This window comes from Paraburkholderia sp. Ac-20342, assembly GCF_017104985.1.
Taxonomy (GTDB): Bacteria; Pseudomonadota; Gammaproteobacteria; order Burkholderiales; family Burkholderiaceae; genus Paraburkholderia.
Genome location: NZ_JAAGPQ010000119.1, coordinates 1 through 20,483, shown reverse-complemented (window position 1 = coordinate 20,483; position 20,483 = coordinate 1). Strand labels below are relative to the sequence as shown.

Annotated in this window: 15 protein-coding genes, 1 pseudogene and 2 riboswitches; of the genes and pseudogenes, 6 read left to right on the top strand and 10 right to left on the bottom strand. The window is 66.4% G+C overall.

Annotation, left to right across the window (positions count from 1 at the left end; genetic code table 11):
• The first annotated feature begins 328 nt into the window (after nucleotides 1–328).
• Together G3N58_RS30675 and G3N58_RS30670 are read left to right on the top strand one after the other, a co-directional pair.
• Nucleotides 329–892 (top strand): peroxiredoxin, encoded by a 564-nt coding sequence (locus tag G3N58_RS30675; RefSeq protein ID WP_167284587.1) that lies wholly within the window; start codon nucleotides 329–331, stop codon nucleotides 890–892.
• Nucleotides 893–1,107: 215 nt separating this feature from the next.
• The gene (locus G3N58_RS30670; RefSeq protein WP_167040272.1) at nucleotides 1,108–1,572 is read left to right on the top strand and encodes a hypothetical protein; all 465 of its coding nucleotides are present in this window, start codon (nucleotides 1,108–1,110) and stop codon (nucleotides 1,570–1,572) included.
• Nucleotides 1,573–1,769: 197 nt separating this feature from the next.
• Here G3N58_RS30670 and G3N58_RS30665 read toward each other — a convergent pair whose 3' ends face one another.
• The 7 genes from G3N58_RS30665 to G3N58_RS30635 all read right to left on the bottom strand — a co-directional run bounded on the left by G3N58_RS30665 (nucleotide 1,770) and on the right by G3N58_RS30635 (nucleotide 14,517).
• Nucleotides 1,770–5,108, bottom strand: coding sequence for an efflux RND transporter permease subunit (locus tag G3N58_RS30665; RefSeq protein ID WP_206001067.1), 3,339 nt, complete (start codon nucleotides 5,106–5,108; stop codon nucleotides 1,770–1,772).
• Between the two features lie 3 nt (nucleotides 5,109–5,111).
• The gene (locus G3N58_RS30660; RefSeq protein ID WP_206001066.1) at nucleotides 5,112–8,246 is read right to left on the bottom strand and encodes an MdtB/MuxB family multidrug efflux RND transporter permease subunit; all 3,135 of its coding nucleotides are present in this window, start codon (nucleotides 8,244–8,246) and stop codon (nucleotides 5,112–5,114) included.
• Nucleotides 8,247–8,270: 24 nt separating this feature from the next.
• Nucleotides 8,271–9,650: an MdtA/MuxA family multidrug efflux RND transporter periplasmic adaptor subunit gene (locus G3N58_RS30655; protein ID WP_206001065.1), complete on the bottom strand. Its 1,380-nt coding sequence runs from the start codon at nucleotides 9,648–9,650 to the stop codon at nucleotides 8,271–8,273.
• A 456-nt stretch (nucleotides 9,651–10,106) separates the two neighbouring features.
• Nucleotides 10,107–10,943 (bottom strand): IclR family transcriptional regulator, encoded by an 837-nt coding sequence (locus tag G3N58_RS30650; RefSeq protein ID WP_206001064.1) that lies wholly within the window; start codon nucleotides 10,941–10,943, stop codon nucleotides 10,107–10,109.
• 451 nt (nucleotides 10,944–11,394) lie between these two features.
• A complete protein-coding gene (locus G3N58_RS30645; RefSeq protein WP_206001063.1) occupies nucleotides 11,395–12,456 on the bottom strand; it encodes a HoxN/HupN/NixA family nickel/cobalt transporter in 1,062 nt (353 codons plus the stop codon).
• A 33-nt stretch (nucleotides 12,457–12,489) separates the two neighbouring features.
• Nucleotides 12,490–12,628, bottom strand: a riboswitch (cobalamin riboswitch).
• A gap of 144 nt (nucleotides 12,629–12,772) precedes the next feature.
• Nucleotides 12,773–13,153, bottom strand: a complete 381-nt coding sequence (gene crcB, locus G3N58_RS30640; RefSeq protein ID WP_167040260.1) for a fluoride efflux transporter CrcB — start codon at nucleotides 13,151–13,153, stop codon at nucleotides 12,773–12,775.
• A 75-nt stretch (nucleotides 13,154–13,228) separates the two neighbouring features.
• Nucleotides 13,229–13,290: riboswitch (Fluoride riboswitch) on the bottom strand.
• Nucleotides 13,291–13,329: 39 nt separating this feature from the next.
• The gene (locus tag G3N58_RS30635; RefSeq protein WP_167040258.1) at nucleotides 13,330–14,517 is read right to left on the bottom strand and encodes an ammonium transporter; all 1,188 of its coding nucleotides are present in this window, start codon (nucleotides 14,515–14,517) and stop codon (nucleotides 13,330–13,332) included.
• Between the two features lie 447 nt (nucleotides 14,518–14,964).
• Between G3N58_RS30635 and G3N58_RS30630 the strand changes: the two genes are divergently transcribed.
• A complete protein-coding gene (locus G3N58_RS30630; RefSeq protein ID WP_206001062.1) occupies nucleotides 14,965–16,731 on the top strand; it encodes a sensor histidine kinase in 1,767 nt (588 codons plus the stop codon).
• A 126-nt stretch (nucleotides 16,732–16,857) separates the two neighbouring features.
• Here G3N58_RS30630 and G3N58_RS30625 read toward each other — a convergent pair whose 3' ends face one another.
• The gene (locus G3N58_RS30625) at nucleotides 16,858–17,184 is read right to left on the bottom strand and encodes a hypothetical protein (RefSeq protein ID WP_206001061.1); all 327 of its coding nucleotides are present in this window, start codon (nucleotides 17,182–17,184) and stop codon (nucleotides 16,858–16,860) included.
• Nucleotides 17,185–17,353: 169 nt separating this feature from the next.
• The gene (locus tag G3N58_RS30620; RefSeq protein WP_167040252.1) at nucleotides 17,354–17,935 is read right to left on the bottom strand and encodes a DJ-1/PfpI family protein; all 582 of its coding nucleotides are present in this window, start codon (nucleotides 17,933–17,935) and stop codon (nucleotides 17,354–17,356) included.
• Between the two features lie 256 nt (nucleotides 17,936–18,191).
• Here G3N58_RS30620 and G3N58_RS30615 point away from each other — a divergent pair, with 256 nt between their 5' ends.
• The 3 genes from G3N58_RS30615 (at nucleotide 18,192) to G3N58_RS30605 (ending at nucleotide 20,076) form a co-directional block, all read left to right on the top strand.
• On the top strand, nucleotides 18,192–18,668 hold the full coding sequence (locus tag G3N58_RS30615) for a hypothetical protein (protein ID WP_205192732.1): 477 nt from the start codon (nucleotides 18,192–18,194) through the stop codon (nucleotides 18,666–18,668).
• A 97-nt stretch (nucleotides 18,669–18,765) separates the two neighbouring features.
• Nucleotides 18,766–19,221, top strand: coding sequence for an Rrf2 family transcriptional regulator (locus tag G3N58_RS30610; protein WP_167040250.1), 456 nt, complete (start codon nucleotides 18,766–18,768; stop codon nucleotides 19,219–19,221).
• A 207-nt stretch (nucleotides 19,222–19,428) separates the two neighbouring features.
• Nucleotides 19,429–20,076, top strand: a complete 648-nt coding sequence (locus tag G3N58_RS30605; protein ID WP_206001060.1) for an NAD(P)H-binding protein — start codon at nucleotides 19,429–19,431, stop codon at nucleotides 20,074–20,076.
• A gap of 281 nt (nucleotides 20,077–20,357) precedes the next feature.
• Here G3N58_RS30605 and G3N58_RS30600 read toward each other — a convergent pair.
• Nucleotides 20,358–20,483 (bottom strand): annotated as a pseudogene (locus tag G3N58_RS30600) (phosphoadenosine phosphosulfate reductase family protein); the annotation flags it as partial.

The following is a 20,483-nucleotide window of genomic DNA, read 5'->3' as shown; positions in this document are numbered from 1 at the left end:
CGGGCGAGGGCGGCGACGCCGCGCCGCTTGCCGCGGCGGCCGGCTTCGCGGCGCTCACGCCCGCCGTGCTGTCGGAGCTGAATCTGTCGGCGGCGGCGTGGTTCGGGGTGCATGTCGCCGAGTCGGCGGTCTGAGCGGCCGGGGCCGGCCGCCCGACGCGCTGGTCTCGCCTCATTGGCCTCGCATGCTTTCGATCCGCTTATCGTCATGCCGCGCCGCTTACGCGCGTTGCGCATCCGTGTTCCAATAGCCGATGCAGGGATGGCCGAGGCCGTCCCCGATGCCCCGGACTGGATGACAACGCGTGTGCTCACGCAGGGAGACGCAGATGAAGATCAAACACCTACCGGCGGCGTTCGCCGCCGTCATGGCGCTCGGATTCGCCATGCATTCGCCGCTCGCATCGGCGACGCTGAAGCCGGGCGACACCGCGCCGACCTTCACGACCGAAGCCTCGCTCGGCGGCAAGACCTACACCTACTCGCTCGCCGACGAACTGAAGAAGGGCCCGGTCGTGCTGTACTTCTATCCGGCCGCGTTCACGAAGGGCTGCACGATCGAGGCGCACGAGTTCGCCGATGCGGTCGACGAATACAGGAAGTACGGTGCGACGGTGATCGGTGTGTCGCACGACAACATCGATACGCTGACGAAGTTCTCGGTCAGCGAGTGCCGCAGCAAATTCCCGGTCGCGGCCGATGCCGATTCGAAGGTGATCGGCGCATACGACGCCGGCATGCCGCTGCATAGCGGCATGGCCAATCGCGTGTCGTACGTGATCGCGCCGGACGGCAAGATCATCTACGAATACACGAGCCTGTCGCCCGAGAAGCATGTCGAGAACACGCTGAAGGCGCTCAAGGACTGGACGGCGGCGCATAAGGCGCAGTGAGGCGGGGCGGGGTGCGGTGGTGCCCGCTGGTGCGCTTGGTGCCCGCCAGGGCACGCCGCATAGTCGGCTAAGCAGCGCCGTAGCGGCAGGCAAGCCGTGGCGCGTCGGCCCGCTGGCCTCTTGCGCGCGGCGCTGCGATTGGCGCAACGACGGGTTGCATCGCGGACCGGCGCGCGCTCGTGCTAGGCTCAAGCCTTTTGCCGGGTGAGTGAGCGATGCCGATTCTCGTTGCGTTGATTGCGCTGATCGCGCTGGTGTACGGTGCGGTGCGGGCCTTTTATGCGTTGCAGGCCGCGTTCGGCCTGGCCGTCGCGGTCGGCGTCGCCGTGCTGGTCGCGCTGCTGTTGATCGGCGCGCTGGCGCACTGGTTGCGGCGGCGCCGCGAAGTCGCGCCGAACGTGCGCGACGGCGACTGGACGCATGAGCTGAAGGGCAACTGGGGTGCGCTGCGGCTCGCGGCGGCCAAGCGGCTCTGCGAGATTCGCGTCGGCGACGAAAAGGGCGCGTATATCTTCGCCGATCTGCTCGGCGCCGAAGTGCGGGGCGGCGGCGCGCAGGCACAACTTGCGCTCGAGGTGAAGGACCCGCGGCACGCCGAGTGGATCGTGCCGATGTCGGGCGAGCGCGAGGCGCGCCAATGGCAGCGGATTTTTGCGCTGGCTATTGCACAGAAACTCTGAGCAAAAACCCTGAACAGAAACGCCGAGCCGGCTTAAGAACGGCAACGCGGAGCAAAAGTTTTCAACGAAACGCCGCGGGAAAACGCCGAAGCTCTCGCTTTAAAAGTCTTCTGCTGGTTGGTCGCACCGGCTCACGCGGCGGGTTCGCATGCATCGAATTTATCGGGCATGCCAACCCGCCGCGTTGCCATTGAACGTTACGACGACGTCGGCGTCGCGCCACCCGAGCGGCGCGCCTTTCGCGCTTCCCAGCGCACGCGGATGCGGTCCATGTAGAGATACACGACCGGCGTCGTATAGAGCGTGAGCATCTGGCTCACGATCAGCCCGCCGACGATCGAAATACCGAGCGGCGCGCGCATCTCCGCGCCTTCGCCGCGTCCGAACGCGAGCGGCAACGCGCCGAGCAGCGCCGCGAACGTGGTCATCATGATCGGCCGGAAGCGCAGCAGACACGCCTGGTAGATCGCATCGCGCGACGACAGCCCGTGGCGCGAGGCCTCGATCGCGAAGTCCACCATCATGATCGCGTTCTTCTTCACGATGCCGATCAGCAGGATCACGCCGATCAGCGCGATGATGCTGAACTCGGTCTTGAAGAGCAGCAGCGCGAGCAGGGCGCCGACGCCGGCCGACGGCAGCGTCGAGAGAATCGTCAGCGGATGGATGTAGCTTTCGTACAGGATGCCGAGCACGATGTAGACGGCCGCGAGCGCCGCGAGGATCAGGATCGGCTGGTCGGACATCGACTGCTGGAACGCCTGCGCGGTGCCCTGGAAGCTGCCGTGGATCGTGCCCGGCATGCCGATTTCGGCCATCGTGTCGTAGATCGCCTGGGTGGCGGTGGAGAGCGACACGCCCGGCGGCAGGTTGAACGAAATCGTCGAGGCCACGAACTGGCTCTGGTGATTGACCGACAGCGGCGTGGTGCCCGGCCCGAAGCTCGCGATGGCCGAGAGCGGCACCATCGTTTCCTTCGCGGTCGACACCGGCGAGCCCGACGACGCGCTCGACTTGCCGCTCGCCGCGATCGAGTTGATCGCCTGGTTGCGCGCGGAGTCGGCGGCGATGCTGGCCGCGCTCGTGGCGGTGGTGCCCGCCGCGCCGCCCGTGGCCGCACTGGTCGTGCTGGTTGTGCTGGTCGTACTCGCCGCCGCGTGCGCGGTCACCGTGCCGGCCGGCGCGTTGGTGGTTTGCGCGCCGCTCGCGCTGCCGCCCGAGGTGCTGACGAAGATTTCATTCAGCATCTCCGGGCTCTGCCAGTAGCGCGGCGCGACTTCCATCACGACGTGATACTGGTTCAGCGGGTTGTAGATCGTCGACACCTGGCGCTGGCCGAACGCGTCGTAGAGCGTGTTGTCGATCTGCGCGGGCTTGATGCCGACGCGCGACGCGGTCGCGCGGTCGATCGTCACCATCGCTTCGAGGCCGCCTTGCTGCTGGTCGGAGTTGACGTCCGCGAGTTCCTTGCGCGCCTGCAGCGCTTCGGTCAGCTTCGGTCCCCACTTGTAGAGGTCGGGCGTCGAGTCGGCGAGCAGCGTGAACTGATACTGCGCGTTCGATTGCCGGCCGCCCACGCGGATGTCCTGCACCGATTGCAGGAACGTGCGCGCGCCGGCCACGTCGCCAAGCGGTGCGCGCAGCTGCTGGATCACCTGATCGGCGGAGAGCTTGCGCTCGCTCTTCGACTTGAGCGACACGAACATGAAGCCCGAGTTGGTCTGCCGGCCGCCCGTGAAGCCGACCACGCTGTCGACGGCCGGGTTTTTGCCGACGATGTCCATCATCTGCGCGAACTTGCCCTTCATCGCCTGGAACGAGGTGCTCTGGTCGGCCTGGATGCCGCCGACGAGCCGCCCGGTGTCCTGCTGCGGAAAGAAGCCCTTCGGCACGATGATGTAGAGCGCGACGTTCAGCGCGATCGTCAGCAGCAGGATGGTGACGATCAGGAGCGGATGGCGCAGCGCCCAGCAGAGCGTGCGCTCGTAGCCGCGCTGCATCGACATGAAGCCGCGCTCGAGCCACTGGCCGAAGCGGCTTTCCTCGCGCTTTTCGTGCGGCTCGCGCAACAGGCGCGAGCACATCATCGGCGTGAGCGTGAGCGAGACGAGGAGCGACACCGCGATCGCGAGCGACAGCGTCAGCGCGAACTCGCGGAAGAGGCGCCCGACGATGCCGCCCATCAGCAGAATCGGCAGGAACACCGCGACGAGCGAGATGCTGATCGACATCACCGTGAAGCCGACCTCGCGCGCGCCGCGGAACGCGGCCTTCATGCGCGGCACGCCGTTCTCGATGTGCCGCGAGATGTTTTCGAGCACGACGATCGCGTCGTCGACGACGAAGCCGGTCGCGATGGTCAGCGCCATCAGCGAGAGGTTGTCGATCGAGAAGCCCATCAGATACATCGCGCCGAACGTGCCGATGATCGAGATCGGCACGGCCACGCTCGGAATCAGCGTGGCGCGCCAGTTGCGCAGGAACAGGAACACCACCATCACGACGAGCGCGACCGCGATCACGAGCGTGCGCTCGGTGTCCTTCAGCGACGCGCGGATCGTCGTGGAGCGGTCCGAGGTCGGCTCGATGTCGACGTCGGCGGGCAGCGACGCGTGCAGTTGCGGCAGCATGGCCTTGACGCGGTCGACGGTCTCGATGATGTTCGCGCCGGGCTGCCGGTACAGGATCACGAGCACCGAGCGCTTGCCGTTGAAGAGGCCGAGGTTGCGCAGGTCTTCGACCGAATCGACAACCTCGCCCATGTCCGAGAGCTTGACCGGCGCGCCGTTGCGATAGGCGATCACGAGGTCCTTGTACTGCGATGCCTTGCTCGCCTGGTCGTTGGTGTAGAGCTGCACGCGGTTCTCGCCGAACTCGATCGAGCCTTTCGGGCTGTTCGCGTTGGCCGAGGCGAGCGCCGCGCGCACGTCTTCGAGACCGATGCCGTAGTGCGACAGCGCATGCGGCTCCAGTTCGACGCGCACGGCCGGGTTCGCCGAGCCGTTCACGTCCACTTCGCCGATGCCGTCCACCTGCGAGAGCGACTGCTGCAGCACCGTGGCGGCCGAGTCGTACAACTGGCCGGCCGTCAGCGTGTGCGAGGTGAGCGCGAGAATCAGGATCGGCGCGTCGGCGGGGTTGACCTTATGATAGGTCGGGTTGCTGCGCAGGCTCGCGGGCAGGTCGGCGCGCGCCGCGTTGATGGCGGCCTGCACGTCGCGCGCGGCGCCGTCGATGTCGCGGTTCAGGCCGAACTGCATCGTGATGCGCGCCGCGCCGACCGAACTCGACGAGGTCATTTCGGTGACGTCGGCGATCGAGCCCAGATGCCGTTCGAGCGGACTCGCGACGCTCGTCGCCACGGTCTCGGGGCTCGCGCCCGGCAGCGACGCCTGGATCGAGATGGTCGGGAAATCGACCTGCGGCAAGGGCGCGACCGGCAGCTTCGTGAACGCGAACACGCCCGACAGCGCGATGCCGATCGCCAGCAGCGTGGTGGCGACCGGGCGGGAAATGAACGGACGCGACAGGTTCATCGCCTAGTTCCCCGCATCGGTGGCGGGCGGCGTGGCGCTGCCGGACGAGTCGCTACGGTTGAAGCGCTCGCGCAGGCGGCGGCCGAGCGAATCGAACGCGAGGTAGATCACCGGCGTCGTGAACAGCGTCAGCAGCTGGCTCACGATCAGGCCGCCCGCGATCGCGATGCCGAGCGGGCGGCGCAGCTCCGAGCCTGCGCCGGTGCCGAGCATCAGCGGCAGCGCGCCGAGCAGGGCGGCCAACGTGGTCATCAGGATCGGCCGGAAGCGCAAGAGACACGCCTGGTAGATCGCCTCGCGCGGCGGCTTGCCTTCCTCGCGCTCGGCGTAGAGCGCGAAGTCGATCATCATGATCGCGTTCTTCTTCACGATGCCGATCAGCAGCACGATGCCGATGATGCCGATGATGTCGAGATCATGGCCGGTCATGAGCAGCGCGAGCAGCGCGCCGACGCCGGCCGACGGCAGCGTGGAGAGAATCGTGATCGGATGGATGAAGCTCTCGTACAGCACGCCGAGCACGATGTACATCGTGACGATCGCCGCGAGGATCAGGAACAGCTCGTTGGCGAGCGAGGCCTGGAACGCGAGCGCCGCGCCCTGGAAGCGCGTCTGGAACGAGGCGGGCAGGCCGATGTCCTGCTCGGCCTGCTGAATCGCCTGCACGGCCGCGCCGAGCGACGAACCGGGCGCGAGGTTGAACGACACCGTGGTGGCCGGGAACTGGCTCAGGTGCGTGACGAGCAGCGGCGCGGGCCGTTCGATGAACTTCGCGATCGACGACAGCGGCACCTGGCCGCCCGTCGAGGTGGAAGAGGGCAGGTAGATCGAATTCAGCGAATCGGTGTATTGCTGCATCGTCGGCTGCGCTTCGAGAATCACGCGGTACTGGTTCGACTGCGTGAAGATCGTCGAGATGATGCGCTGGCCGAACGCGTCGTACAGCGCGCTGTCGATCGTGGCCGGTGTGATGCCGAAGCGCGCGGCAGTCGCGCGGTCGATCTCGATGAACACCGAGCGGCCGTTGTCCTGCAGATCGGTCGCGACGTCGGCGAGTTCGGGCGACTGCTTCAGGCGGTCGACCAGCTTCGGCACCCATGTCGTGAATTCGCTGATGTTCGGATCGGTCAGCATGAACTGGTACTGCGTCGGGCTCACGGTCGAGTCGATCGTCAGGTCCTGCACCGGCTGCATGAAGAGCGAGGCGCCCGGAATGTGCGCGACGTCCTTCTGCAACTGGCGGATCACGTCGCTCGCGGTATGGCTGCGGTCGTCGCGCGGCTTCAGGTTGATGAGCATGCGGCCGCTGTTCAGCGTGATGTTGCTGCCGTCCACGCCGATGAACGACGTGAGGCTGTCGACGTCCGGGTTCTTCAGAATTTGCGCGGCGAGCGCCTGCTGACGCTCGGCCATCGACGCGAACGAGACCGACTGCGGCATCTGCGTGATCGCCTGGATCACGCCGGTGTCCTGCACGGGGAAGAAGCCCTTCGGCACGAACACGTAGAGCAGCCCGGTCAGCACGAGCGTGAGCACGGCGACGACGAGCGTCGAGCGCTGCCGGTTCAGCACCCACGTGAGCGCGACCGCGTAGCGCGCGATTACCCAGTCGATGAAGCGGTGCGCCTTCGCCTCGAAGCGGTGGCTTTCGTGCGGTGGCGTGTGACGCAGCAGCTTCGCGCACATCATCGGCACGAGCGTGAGCGAGACGACCGCCGAGATCACGATCGTCACCGCGAGCGTGATCGCGAATTCGTGGAACAGCCGGCCGACCACGTCGCCCATGAACAGCAGCGGAATCAGCACCGCGATCAGCGAGACCGTCAGCGAGATGATCGTGAAGCCGATCTGCTTGGAGCCCTTCAGCGCGGCTTCGAGCGCCGTGTCGCCTTCCTCGACGTAGCGCGCGATGTTCTCGATCATCACGATCGCGTCGTCGACCACGAAGCCGGTCGCGATGGTCAGCGCCATCAGCGAGAGGTTGTCGAGCGAGAAGCCGCACAGGTACATCACGGCGAGCGTGCCGATCAGCGAGAGCGGCACCGAGAGGCTCGGGATGATCGTCGCGTAGACGTTGGCGAGGAACAGGTACATCACCAGCACGACCAGCACGACCGACATCGCCAGTTCGAACTGCACGTCGCGCACCGAGGCGCGGATCGTCGTGGTGCGGTCGGTGACGACCTGCACGTCGAGCGCGGCGGGCAGCGCCTGCTGCAGTTGCGGCAGCAGCGCCTTGATGCTGTCGACCACCTGGATCACGTTCGCGCCCGGCTGGCGCTGCACGTTCAGGATGATCGCCGGCGTGTTGTCGACCCACGCGCCGAGCTTGGTGTTCTCCGCGCCCGCGACGATGTTCGCGACGTCGGTCAGCATGACCGGCCGGCCGTTCTTGTAGGCGATGACCGCGCTCTTGTACTGGTCGGGATCGGTCAGCTGGTCGTTCGAGTTGATCGTGTAGTTGCGCGTCGGGCCGTCGAAGTTGCCCTTCGGCGTGTTGACGTTGAGGTTCGAGATCGTGGTGCGCAGATCGTCGAGATTCAGGCCGTACGCGGCGAGCGCGCGCGGGTTCGCCTGAATCCGCACGGCCGGGCGCTGGCCGCCCGACAGACTGACGAGACCCACGCCCGCGACCTGCGAGATTTTCTGCGCGAGGCGCGTGTCGGCGAGGTCCTGCACCTGGGTGAGCGGCAGCGTTTTCGAGGTGATCGCGAGCGTGATGATCGGCGCGTCGGCCGGATTGACCTTCGCGTAGATCGGCGGTGCGGGCAGGTCGGACGGCAGCAGGTTGCCGGCCGCATTGATGGCGGCCTGCACTTCCTGCTCGGCGATGTCGAGCGGCAAGTCGAGGCTGAACTGCAGTGTGATGATCGACGAGCCTGCCGAGCTTTGCGACGACATCTGATTGAGCGACGGCATCTGTCCGAACTGCCGCTCGAGCGGCGCCGTCACCGACGACGTCATCACGTCCGGACTCGCGCCCGGATAGAAGGTCTGCACCTGGATCGTCGGATAGTCGACCTCGGGTAGCGCGGAGAGCGGCAGAAAGCGCAGCGCCACGAGGCCGACCAGCATGATCGCCGCCATGAGCAGCGCGGTGCCGACGGGACGCAGAATAAAAGCGCGGGATGGATTCATGCGGTAAGTGCCGTGCCTTTTACTTTATTGCGCAGCCTGCGACGCGTGTCTGCCGCGATGCGCATGCGCGGCGGAAGCGCCCGAGGCGCCGGCCGCGCCGTGCGCGCCCGATGCACCACTGGGACGCTCGGCCGGAATCGTGATCTTCGAGCCTTCGCGCAGACGGTCCGAACCGTCGATCACGACGCGCTCGCCGAGCGCGAGGCCCGACTTGATGCTGGTGCGCTCGCCGTCCACGGGACCGGGCTTGACCGGCCGGACCGTGACCGTGTTGTCGTCCTTCACGACGTAGACGAACGGACCCATCGAGCCGTTGAGCACCGCCGAGGTCGGCACGATGACGGCGTCCTTGATCGTGTCGACGAGCAGGCGCGTGTTGACGAACTGGTTCGGGAACAGCCCGTTGTCCTTGTTATCGAAGAGCGCGCGCAGACGCACCGTGCCGGTGGTCGTGTCGATCTGGTTGTCCATCGTCTTCAGCGAGCCGACTTCGAGCGGCCGCGTGTTGCTGCGGTCGTAGGCGGTGGCCGAGAGCTGTTCGCCGTTCTGCGTGTGCTGGATGATCTGCTGCAGGTTGTCTTCCGAAGTCGTGAAGATCACGCTGATCGGCTGTAACTGCGTGATGACCGCGATGCCGTTCGCGAGGCCCGAGGTCACGTAGTTGCCCGGATCGACCTGGCGCAGGCCGACGCGGCCCGACACCGGCGCGGTGATGCGCGCATAGATGAGGTCGAGCTTGAAACTGTCGACATTCGCCTGGTCGGACTTCACGGTGCCTTCGTACTGGCGCACGAGCGATGCCTGCGTGTCGACCTGCTGGCTCGCGATCGAGTCCTGCGCGAGCAGTGTCTGGTAGCGCTTGAGGTCGAGGCGCGCGGTGGCGAGCAGCGCCTCGTCGCGCACCAGTGTGCCCTCGGCGTTGCGCAGCGAAATCTCGTACGGGCGCGGGTCGATCTGGGCCAGCACGTCGCCCTTCCTGACCATCTGGCCTTCCTTGAAATAGACGTCCTGCAGGACGCCGCTCAGCTGCGGCAGCACGGTCACGGTAGCCAGCGGCGTGACCGTGCCGAGCGCGGTCAGCACGACCGGCATCTCGCCTTGCGTGGCGGTGGCGACGTGCACCGGCTGCGCCATGTTCGCCATCGCGTTCGGACCGCCGCGGCCAAAGCGGCCACCGCCCCGCGCACCGCTTGCGCCGGTCGGGGCGCTGGCGCCGCTCGCGCCGCCCCACGGATGCCAGCGCCATAGCACCACTCCGAGAATGACCAGAACCGCGACGATCAGTGCGATGGTGCGGCCGCGATGCCGCTTTACCGCGCCGGGCGCGCCATGTTGCGCGCCGCTTGCCGACGGTTGGGAAGCGGTGGGGCGCTGGTTTTCCAGGTGCTTTTGTTGTTCGTCCATCGGTTCGGTCGGGTGGCTGGCTTTTTGATGTGCGCCGCTCGCGCGTTTGCCGCGCCCGCAGGGCGGCGACACGTGGACGGCATGACAGGCGGCTGCGGTTGCGTCAGGTTGCGTTCGGTTGCGGGTGCGTCGCGCAACGCGATGCTACCCGAGGCGCGGGACAGAGATGTTAACGCAATGCGGAATCACCACGGCGCGCGCGGCGCCGTTTTCGACGGCAAAAACGGCCAGATGCGCGTGTATCCCGCGACGGGATGCGTGATCGTACGTTGCGGTCTCTGTAACAGTCCAGCCGCCTATTTTTCGTTTAATTACGAAGGTTACAGGATGTTGGGAAATTGTTGGCCTGGTGTGAAGGGGCGCCTCGCCGGGCGCCGTCGGCCGCGTGCGCCGGCTGGTGGCGCATCCGGCCGCGGTGCTTTTCGCCGTGCCTGTCGCGGTGTCTGTCTCGGTGCCTCAGGTGTCGAGCCGGCGCGCCGGCGTGCCGCCGACTTCGAGCACGATCTTGCCGATGCATTCGAGCAGCGCGGGCGCGGCATGCGAGATGAGCCAGTCGCGCGGGCACTGGTCGGCCGCGCCGCCGCAATTGACCGCATAGCGCTCGCCCGACGGCCCGACGAAGCCGAGCGCGATCGCATTGAGGCCGTCGTACCACTCGCCGGTGGCGATCGCGAAGCCGCGCTCCAGCGTGTCCTCGATCGCGCTTTCGAGCCGTCCGCCGATGTAGCCCCATTCGTTGCCTTCGGCCGTCTGCAGACCGGCAAGCAACGCTTCGCGTTCCGGCTGCTCGAGCGCCACCAGATAGGCGCGGCCGACCGCGGTGCGCGTCAGGCTCATGCGCGAGCCGATTTCGAGCCGCGACACGAGCACCGCCGAGCGCGGCCGGATCGTGTCGATTACGACCATGTCGAAGCGGTCGCGCACGGCCAGATGCACCGAGAGGGCGGTGCGCTCGGCGAGTTCGATCAGGAAAGGCCGTGCGCGGGCGCGGATGTCGAAATTGCGCAGAAAGCCGTTGCTCAGCTCCAGCACCGACGAAGTCAGCACGAAGCGTTCGCTGTCGGGCAGCCGCAGCAGGAAGCCGGCGCTGACCAGCGTCGCCGTGATGCGCGAGACCGTTGGCTTCGGAATGCCGGTGAGTTCGGCGAGTTCGCGATTGCTCAGCGGCGCGTTCGCGGCGGCAATCGAGCGCAGCACGGTCAGGCCGCGAGCGAGGGCGGTGACTTCGTCGCCCGAGCCGTCCCGGTCTCTGGCGACGACCGCTGCGCTCGGGATCGGAGTAGGTCGTTTCATGGTTTTTTGGAACTGTATTTCAGATTCTGAGTTCGTCCCCAGTCGACGGCCGGTCTACGGAAGACGGCGGGCATCTTCCAGCCGTGGCACCAGTTCAGTTTTGTTTGTGACAAATCGATTCTATCGGAAAAAGTTGCCGGAACGACCTGGATTCGGATTTTGCTTGACTTAGTCAGCATAATCATAAAAAATGGAACATTATTTCGAAAGATGGAATCTTCCAGAAAGGTTGCCGGCCGTATCGTTCCCGTTGCCCGTATCGCGCGGGAATGCAAGGGGCTCGGCGGCGAATGCTTTCAGGCACTGCGGCACCGCTTTTAACCCCCGCTGCTTTTGCTTTAATACCGTCTCTCAGGTTCTAGCACGGCCCTCGGAATGGCTAGAACTTTTAAGGCGTCACGGCAACGTGACGCCTTTTTTTCTTTTCCGCTTTCTTTCCGCTCTCGTACGCTCAGACCTGCGGGTTGGTCTGCACCTCGTCGAAACGCTTCACGCGATAGATCGCCGCCGACACGAGCCAGCTGAGCGCGAAGATGCCGATGATGATGTAGCCGAGCATGCCGAAGTTATCGTTGAGCGCGCCGATCGCGTCCCAGATGCCGCCTTTCAGGTTCAGCTGATCCGCGAGAAGGCCGAGCGCCTCGATGCCGCCGATCACGAGCGCGACCGCGATCGAGACGAGCGTGATCGTCATGTTGTAGTAGATCTTGCGCAGCGGCCTTTCGTACGCCCAGCTGTAGGCGCCGAGCATCAGGTGGCCGTCGAGCGTGTCGACGAGCGACATGCCCGCACTGAACAGCACCGGAAACACCATGATCGCCCACGGCGAGAGCCCCTTGGCCGCCTGCGTCGCCGCGATGCCGAGCAGGCCGATTTCCGTGGCGGTGTCGAAGCCGAGGCCGAACAGAAAGCCGATCGGATACATGTGCCAGCTACGCGTCACGAGCCGGAAGAGCGGCCGGAACAGGCGCGCGATGAAGCCTCGATTCGCGAGCAGCATGTCGAAGTCGTCGTCGACATAGGCGCCGCCATTGCGCACGTGGCGCCACGCGCGGTAGATGCCGCGCAGAATCAGGAAGTTCATCAGCGCGAGCGCGAACAGGAAAAAGGACGACACGGCCGTGCTGACGATGCCGCCGATCTCCCTGTAGTTGTCGAAGCGGCCCTGGATCGCGGTGGTCGCGAGCGCCACCGCGACCGACGCGAGCACGACGACGCTCGAATGGCCGAGCGAGAAAAAGAAGCCCACGGCAACGGGCCGCTTGCGTTCCTGCATGAGCTTGCGCGTCACGTTGTCGATGGCGGCGATGTGGTCGGCGTCGACGGCATGGCGCAGGCCGAATCCGTACGCGAGCAGCGCGGTGCCGAGCAGCACCGGATAGTGGTGGAACGCCACGATCGCCCACACCCACGCGAGCAGGTTGATGGCGATCAGCACGCCGTAGATGCCGAATAATTTGCTGCGGACTCTCGAATCCGAATCGTTGAAAATCTCGGCGAGTCGATCAAGCATGTTGAATCTCCAGGAATTGCGCGTTCCGTGCAGGTTGGGAAAAGACGACATAGCGAGGTCTGACTCCGGGGTGAAACAGGTTCCCCCGATACAGTGGCGCGACCGCGCCGGAATCTCACCGGCTTCCCGCTGTGTCCGTGTTGAGGCGTAGGCCCTGTGGGCTTATACATCGCCGATACTGAAAAGTCGATTTCTGCGCCGGCCGCGAGAGTCGGCGAGACCGTCGAACGGGTTCCGGTTTCGCTCCCGGTTGGGTTTTTCGGGCGGCGGCACGCATGTCCGCACGCGAGTACTGCGCGGGTGTCGAGCCGGCTGCTCAGCGCGACAGCAGCGACACCGTTGCGATGCCGAGGATCGTCATCGCGAGCGAGGCGCTGACGTGAATCGCGACTTCGCCGGCAGCCCAGCCGAGCCGTCCGTCCTGCAGGCGTTGCACGACTTCGGCGGAGAAGGTCGAGAACGTTGAGAGACCACCCATCAAACCGGTGATGACGAAGAGCCGCCATTCCGGCGCGAGTTGCGGCACGCGCGCGAAGCCCGCGACCGCCACGCCGATGATGTAGCCGGCGATCACGTTGGCGGCCAGCGTGCCGAGCGGCAGTCCGCTAAACAGGCCGTTCAGGCGAATGCCGAGGAACCAGCGAAACAGCGAGCCGAGTGCGCCGCCGATGGCGACAGCGAGAAAGGACCAATACATGGAAGAGGATCGGAAACCGGAGTGTGTCGACAAACCGGTTCATGCGGGCGAGACGATGCCGCGTCCGCATGACCGGGCGTAGCAGGCATCATCAGCCCCAAGGGCGGTTAAGGGAGAATGCCATCTCCAGCCGCGCAGTCTAACATCGGTGTGCGCATTTGTACGCGCACCCCGGCTCACTCCGGCGTCGCCGAAATCTTGTGGATCGACAGATCCGCGCCGTTGTATTCCTCTTCCTGATCGAGCCTCAGGCCCACGGTCATGCGGATCACGCCATACACGAGCGTGCCGCCGAGCACCGCCACGACGATGCCGCCGAGCGTGCCGAGCACCTGCGCGCCGAGCGACACGCCACCCATGCCGCCCAGCGCGCGCATCCCGAAGATGCCGGCCGCGATGCCGCCCCACGCGCCGCACAGGCCGTGCAGCGGCCATACGCCGAGCACGTCGTCGATGCGCCAGCGGTTCTGCACGCAGGTGAACATATAGACGAACAGCACGCCGGCGATGCCGCCCGTCACCAGCGCGCCGAGCGGGTGCATGAGGTCGGAGCCCGCGCATACCGCGACGAGTCCGGCGAGCGGGCCGTTGTACGTGAAGCCGGGGTCGTTGCGGCCGGCGAACCAGGCGCTCAGCGTGCCGCCGACCATCGCCATCAGCGAGTTGACCGCGACGAGGCCGCTGATCTTGTCGAGCGTCTGCGCGCTCATCACGTTAAAGCCGAACCAGCCGACCGTCAGCACCCATGCGCCGAGCGCGAGAAACGGAATGTTCGAGGGCGGATGCGCGGCGATGCCGCCGTCGCGGTGATAACGGCCGTGGCGCGCGCCGAGCAGCAGCACGGCCGGCAACGCGACCCAGCCGCCGAACGCGTGCACGACGACCGAGCCCGCGAAGTCGTGGAACGGTGCGCCGAACGCCTGCGTGAGCCAGTCCTGAATGCCGAAGCGGTTATTCCACGCGATGCCTTCGAAGAACGGATAGACGAAGCCGACCAGCACGAACGTCGCGAACAGCTGCGGGTTGAATTTCGAGCGCTCGGCGATGCCGCCCGAGACGATCGCCGGAATCGCGGCGGCGAACGTCAGCAGGAAGAAGAAGCGCACGAGCCCGTAGCCGTTGTGCTCGGCGAGCGACGCGGCGCTGCCGAAAAACTGCACGCCGTACGCGATCGTGTAGCCGATGAAGAAATACGCGATCGTCGAGACGGCGAAATCCACGAGGATCTTGACGAGCGCATTGACCTGATTCTTCTTGCGCACCGTGCCGAGTTCCAGGAACGCGAAGCCCGCGTGCATCGCCAGCACCATGGCGGCGCCGAGCAGAAGAAACTCGGTGTCGGCGCCGTATTTCAGACTTTCCATCGATGTGTCCCGCTTATGCCAAAAAGTGCGCTATGTGAGCAAGAAGTGGGCCAAAGTTGTGCCGGCGGCGCCGGTGCGGTGCAAGCAGGCACCGGGATGGACTTGCACACGATTTCGCACCGTGCCGCGTGGGCTGGACTTTGCACCTGAATAGCGACAACAGGCACAAAAAAAGTGCATGCGCGCCGGATGGCGGCGGGAATGATCCAGCCGGGGGCATAATCTTCGATTTCTATTACAGTTTTATCTGGATTCCTGACGCATGAGGCGCCTGCGGTGTATGCGGCGCATACGGCGCCCGACAGCCGGGCGGCGTGTCTCGCGTCGCGTTCGCGCCGGCTTCCCGTGCGGCCCGGCCTGCGGCCCGCTTTGTCTTCCCGCGCAAACGCCGACATAATGTGCCGATTCCGTGCACGATCCGCCGGCCATTCCCACCAATGCGTACGCATGAGACTGACCACTAAAGGCCTGTTGCTGATCGCGATTCCCGCCGTTCTCGAACTGGCGCTGCTCTCCGGACTCGTGAAGGCGCAGGCCGATACGGCGCGAGCCGAGCGCTGGGCAATGCACAGCGAGGAAGTGCTGCGCCAGAGCACCGCGATTCTCGACCCGGTGCTGTCGGAATCGGTCGCGCTGCGCGGCGCCGTGCTTGCCAACGACGTCCGCTTCACGACGCCGGTCGCGGTATGGGTCGACGTGGACCGGCGCATCGATCAACTGGCCGAGCTGGTCGCCGACAATCCGGCGCAGGTCGAGCGCGTGGTCGAGGTGCGCCAGGCGGTGCAGGCGTATCGCCAATGGTCGGACCGGATCGAGGACCTGATGCACGCGGGGCGCCGCGCCGACATTCTCGCGCGCTTCCACGATCTCGCCCAGGCCGACGTGCTCGACCATTTTCGTCTGCAGGTGACCGCGTTCCAGGCCGAGGAGCGGCGCCTCGACATGCTGCGCTCGAATGCCGCCGATGCCGCGCGCGACCGTCAGCAATCGCTGATCGTCGCGGCCGCGTTCGGCTCGCTGCTGTTCGTCGCGATGGCCGTGTGGCTGTTCACGCGCGGCGTGCGCGGCCGGCTCGCGCAGCTTTCCGACAACGCCGGGCGCCTCGCCAGCAACGAGCCGCTTGCGCCGATCGGCGCAGGCCGCGACGAGATCGCGCGGCTCGACCTGACCTTGCACGAGACGAGCCGCCGTCTGCTCGAAGCCGAGCGCATCGAGGCGCGCTTTCATGCGGACCTCGAGCGCCGCGCGGCCGAACTCGCGCGCATCAACGAGACGCTGCGGCAGCAGACCCAGGAAAACGAGATGTTCATCTACAGCGTGTCGCACGATCTGCGCGCGCCGCTCGTGAACCTGCAGGGCTTTTCGAAGGAACTGATCCGCGCCTGCGACGAACTGCGCGCGGCGGTGCGCGAATCGACGCTCACGGCCGGCGCGCGGCAACGCATCGAGCGCGTGATCGACGAGGACGTCGGCGAGGCGCTGCATTATCTGCAGACGGCCGTGCTGCGCTCGTCGCACATCATCGACGCGCTGCTGCGGCTTTCGCGCGTCGGCCGCGTCGAATACCGGCGCCAGAAGGTCGACGTGCGCGACATCGTGCAGCGCGTCGTCGATGCGATGCAGGGCTCGATCCGCGCGCGGCGCGCGCGCGTGACGCTCGGCGAATTGCCGGCGGTGTGGGGCGATCCGACCGCGCTCGAACAGATTTTCGCGAACCTCGTCGGCAATGCGGTCAACTATCTGGCGCCGGCGCGCGAAGGCCGCATCGAAATCGGCACGACGCCGGCGCCGCCCGGCGTGCAGTCGCTGCGTATCTTCTACGTGCGCGACAACGGCCTCGGGATTCCGGCGGTCGCGCTGCCGCGTCTGTTCAACGCGTTCCAGCGTCTGCACGGCAACGCGACGGCCGGCGAGGGCATCGGCCTCGCGCTCGTGCGGCGCATGGTCGAGCGGCACGGCGGCCGCGTGTGGGCGGAGTCGAAGGAAGGAACCGAGACGACGTTTTATCTGTCGCTGCCCGAAGCGGGGGCTGGGGCAGCCGGTGCGCGGGTGCTTGCCGATGCGGCCGGGATTCTCGCGAGCCGCGATTCGCCGGGCAGTCTCGCGCAGAGGGAGACGCGCGAGTGGGCGAAGGCCGGCGACGGTGGCGGCGATGCGAGGCTGTCCGCGCCTGCGTCCGCGATCGATGTGCAGCGGGGGATCGGGACCCGGTAGGGCGCGAGAGCGGCGTGAGGGAGAGGCGGGAGAGCGGCAGGAGAAGAGCGTCAGGAACGCGGCGCGAGGCTGCCGGCGGCCCTGCGGCCCGCGCGGTGCTCGTCCGATCGTCCACCCAGTGCCCGTTCAGCAGCCCGCGAAGATGCGCCGCGGTTTGAGCAGCCTCGTGCCGCGTATCGACCAGTAACAGCCGCAGGCGAGTAGTACCGCGCCACCCGCGAGCGCCTCGATCGGCGCGGGCCGCAGGCCGGCGAAGCCATCGACGCTGAAAAAGCCTTGCGCGACGATCAGGCTCGCTGCCCACAGCGAGCACGCGGCCTGTAGCAGCAGGCGCGTGCCCTTCATCTGCCGCGAGCGGGTGTTGCGCGACCAGGCGCCGGGCCGGCGCGCGCAGAAAAAAGCGATTGCTATCAGGATGACGGCAAGCAGGACGATCCAGTCGGTCAGTTTCATCGAAGCGGCACTCCCCAGGGCAGCCGCGACTATGGGGGAGCTTTGCTTCGAGAACTATCGGACAAATCTTAAATGAGGGGGCCGCTTGATCTGGCGGCGAGCGCGGCGTTGCGTCCGCGCTTGCCGCATGTGCTGGCGCGCAGGCGCGCCAGCGGTCGAACGCGATACCTCAATGCTCGATACGCGTGCCGAGCAGCACGAGGAATTGACGCAGCCACTCGGGATGCGCGGGCCATGCGGGCGCGGTGACGAAGTTGGCATCGGTGATCGCCGCGTCGACGGGAATGTCGGCGTATTCGCCGCCCGCCAGCTTCACTTCGGGCGCGCAGGCCGGGTAGGCGGAAATGCGCTTGCCGCGGATCACGTCGGCGGCCGCGAGCAGCTGCGCGGCGTGGCAGATCGCGGCGATCGGCTTGCCCGCCTCGGCGAATTGCCGCACGACGTCGATCACCTTCGGATTGAGCCGCAGATACTCGGGCGCGCGGCCGCCGGCGATCGCGAGCGCGTCGTACTGGTGCGGATCGGTGTCGTCGAACGAGGCGTTCAGCGTGAACTGGTGGCCCGGCTTCTCGGTATAGGTCTGGTCGCCTTCGAAATCGTGGATCGCGGTTTTCACGCGATCGCCCGCCTTCTTGTTCGGGCAGACCGCGTCGACGATATGGCCGACTGCCTGCAGCGCCTGAAACGGCACCATCGTTTCGTAATCCTCGGCGAAATCGCCGGTCAGGAACAGGATCTTCTTTGCCGCCATCGTATGCCTCCGGTTGATCAACGGAATACCGCGCCGGGTTCACTCGCGTGTATCGGCGCGAGGAGATGCTGACAGATGCTGCTCAATGCTCCGGCAGTCTACTCCATCATCGTTGACAGAACCGCGACGATCCTCGGGCCGTGCGCCGTGCGCCAGGTGTTGCGCATGGCGCGTAAAAACGGAGCGCGCGGGGCAAGGCGGTATCATGGGCGCGTCTTCGCAAGCACGGGCCGCCTCGCGGCGGTTCATGGCACCTATGATTTCCTCTCTTTCTTCTTCGCGGTTTTCTTCGCTGTTGCGCCGCGCGGCGTTCGTGGTCCTGATCTTCGGTGGCCTGGCCGCGTGCCAGAAGAACGACGCGTCGGCCGGCCAGGTGACGAGCAAGCTCGACGACGCGGCTCAGGCCGCCGGCCAGAAGCTCGATCAGGCGGCGAGCTATGTCGGTCAGCAGGTCGATGCGAGCAAGGCCGCCGCGCAGCAGACGCTCGATGCCGCATCCGCGCCGTCGCTCAGGATCGACCCCGCATCGCTGGCGTCGAGCGCGCAGGCCAATCTGCAGAACGCGGCGAGCGCGGCCAACGCGCAGTTGGGCAAGGCCGCGTCGCTAACGGGGCAGGGACTCGAGGCGGCGGGGCGCAAGCTGCAGGCGTGGTCGGCGCAGAACGCGGCGGCGTCCGCTGCGTCGGCGGCATCGGGCGAGTCGTCCGACGCGCAGAAGCAGATGGATAAATGAGCCGCGTGCGGGTCGCCCGCATCGGCTCGCCTCGTTTGACGAAGGCGATAAGTGTAATTATCATGGTTACACATTGTCGCCGCGAGGCAGGTTCGCTGTGAACACGAGTAGCCGGTTTGCGTTTGCTGTGCACGTGCTTGCGCTGTTGTCGTTGCAGGGGGGCGTGCCGCTGTCCTCGGACATGATCGCGGGCAGCGTCAATACGAATCCCGCGCTGATTCGCCGGCTTCTGAGCATGCTCGCGGAAGCGGGGCTCACCACCTCGCAGCTGGGCGCGGGCGGCGGCGCCTTGCTCGCGCGGGCACCCGGGCAGATCACGCTGCTCGACGTGTATCGCGCGGTCGAAGAGGCGCCGCTATTTTCGCTGCATCGCGAGGCGCCGAACCCGGCGTGCATGGTGGGGCGCAATATTCAGGGCGTGCTGCACGGTATCGTCGACGAAGCGCAGCAGGCCATGGAGAGCGCGCTTGCCGGCCGCACGCTCGCCGACGCGACCGCCGACGTCGTGCGCACGGAAAAGCAGCGGGCGCGCAAGCGGCGCGCGGGGGGATGACGTTGCGGCATGGCCGGCGAAGCCATGCCATGACAGCGGTAAAAGCAGCATCGCAGCACGCGTGTAGGGGTGTTGCGGCACACGTGACGCACGCACGCCTGAAAAGACGAACGAAGTCGAATGAGGTAGAACGGGGTGAGCACCCCGCTTTTTTTCACTCAATATGTAACTATAGTAGTTACATATAACGCATCAGGAGTCAACAACATGAGCAAGCAACTAAAGATCGCATTGTTCGGCGCGACCGGCATGATCGGTTCGCGGATCGCCGTGGAAGCCACGCGGCGCGGGCATCAGGTGACGGCGCTCGCGCGCGATCCGGCACGCGTGCCGGCTGGCGTCGCGAATCTGCACGCGGCGAAGGCCGATCTGCTCGACGCCGCGAGCGTCGGCGCGGCGGTGCGCGATCACGACGTCGTCGCGAGCGCGTATGCGCCGCCGCAAGGCGATCTCGCGGTGCTGTCGAAGGTGGCCCATGCGCTTGTCGAGGGCGTGCGCGCGGCGGGGATCAAGCGCCTCGTGGTGGTGGGCGGCGCGGGTTCGCTCGAAGTCGCGCCGGGCAAGCAACTGGTCGACACCGCCGGTTTCCCGGACGCCTACAAGGGCATCGCGCTCGCGCATCGCGACGCATTCGACTACTACCGCGGCGTGAGCGATCTCGACTGGACGTGCTTCGCCCCAGCCGCGCTGATCGCGCCGGGCGAGCGCACGGGCAAGTTCCGCACGGGCGCGAAAACGCTGATCGCCGACACCGAAGGCAATAGCCGCATTTCCGCCGAAGACTACGCCATCGCGTTCGTCGACGAACTGGAGCAGGGCCGTTTCATCCGCCAACTCGCGACGGCCGCTTACTGAGGCCCTGGGTGGCCGCCCGTGCAAGCGCCCTAACATTCAGTTACGCATGCGCGGGCGCGCGGGCCGGAACTGCGGCTACACTGGCGTCTGCCGTTTTCTTGCGGATTGCCATGCAGTCATGTCCCTTGCGGCGTGAGTTCGAGGCTGCGCCGTTTAGCGGCGGGCCGCCGACAACACACGCCGTCATTCCTTTTTCCACCGACCCGATTGCCGGCGAGCCGCCGGGCCGCCCGCTTGCACGAGCGCGAGCGGCGGCATCGCTCGGCGCATGGATGGCCGCGCTGTTCGCGCGCGATGTACTGCCACACATCGAGTTCGGTCCAGTTCGAGATCGGGAACACGCGCAGGTGTTCTCCGTTGTGCAGACGCGCGTTGTAGAGGCTCCACAGTTCCGGGCGCTGCGCCTT

Excerpts from the sequence above, each read along its gene's own strand:
- G3N58_RS30675 (WP_167284587.1), top strand. The coding sequence starts at position 329 with ATGAAGATCAAACACCTACCGGCGGCGTTCGCCGCCGTCATGGCGCTC.
- G3N58_RS30670 (WP_167040272.1), top strand. The coding sequence starts at position 1,108 with ATGCCGATTCTCGTTGCGTTGATTGCGCTGATCGCGCTGGTGTACGGT.
- G3N58_RS30665 (WP_206001067.1), bottom strand. The coding sequence starts at position 5,108 with ATGAACCTGTCGCGTCCGTTCATTTCCCGCCCGGTCGCCACCACGCTG.
- G3N58_RS30660 (WP_206001066.1), bottom strand. The coding sequence starts at position 8,246 with ATGAATCCATCCCGCGCTTTTATTCTGCGTCCCGTCGGCACCGCGCTG.
- G3N58_RS30655 (WP_206001065.1), bottom strand. The coding sequence starts at position 9,650 with ATGGACGAACAACAAAAGCACCTGGAAAACCAGCGCCCCACCGCTTCC.
- G3N58_RS30650 (WP_206001064.1), bottom strand. The coding sequence starts at position 10,943 with ATGAAACGACCTACTCCGATCCCGAGCGCAGCGGTCGTCGCCAGAGAC.
- G3N58_RS30645 (WP_206001063.1), bottom strand. The coding sequence starts at position 12,456 with ATGCTTGATCGACTCGCCGAGATTTTCAACGATTCGGATTCGAGAGTC.
- crcB (WP_167040260.1), bottom strand. The coding sequence starts at position 13,153 with ATGTATTGGTCCTTTCTCGCTGTCGCCATCGGCGGCGCACTCGGCTCG.
- G3N58_RS30635 (WP_167040258.1), bottom strand. The coding sequence starts at position 14,517 with ATGGAAAGTCTGAAATACGGCGCCGACACCGAGTTTCTTCTGCTCGGC.
- G3N58_RS30630 (WP_206001062.1), top strand. The coding sequence starts at position 14,965 with ATGAGACTGACCACTAAAGGCCTGTTGCTGATCGCGATTCCCGCCGTT.
- G3N58_RS30625 (WP_206001061.1), bottom strand. The coding sequence starts at position 17,184 with ATGAAACTGACCGACTGGATCGTCCTGCTTGCCGTCATCCTGATAGCA.
- G3N58_RS30620 (WP_167040252.1), bottom strand. The coding sequence starts at position 17,935 with ATGGCGGCAAAGAAGATCCTGTTCCTGACCGGCGATTTCGCCGAGGAT.
- G3N58_RS30615 (WP_205192732.1), top strand. The coding sequence starts at position 18,192 with ATGATTTCCTCTCTTTCTTCTTCGCGGTTTTCTTCGCTGTTGCGCCGC.
- G3N58_RS30605 (WP_206001060.1), top strand. The coding sequence starts at position 19,429 with ATGAGCAAGCAACTAAAGATCGCATTGTTCGGCGCGACCGGCATGATC.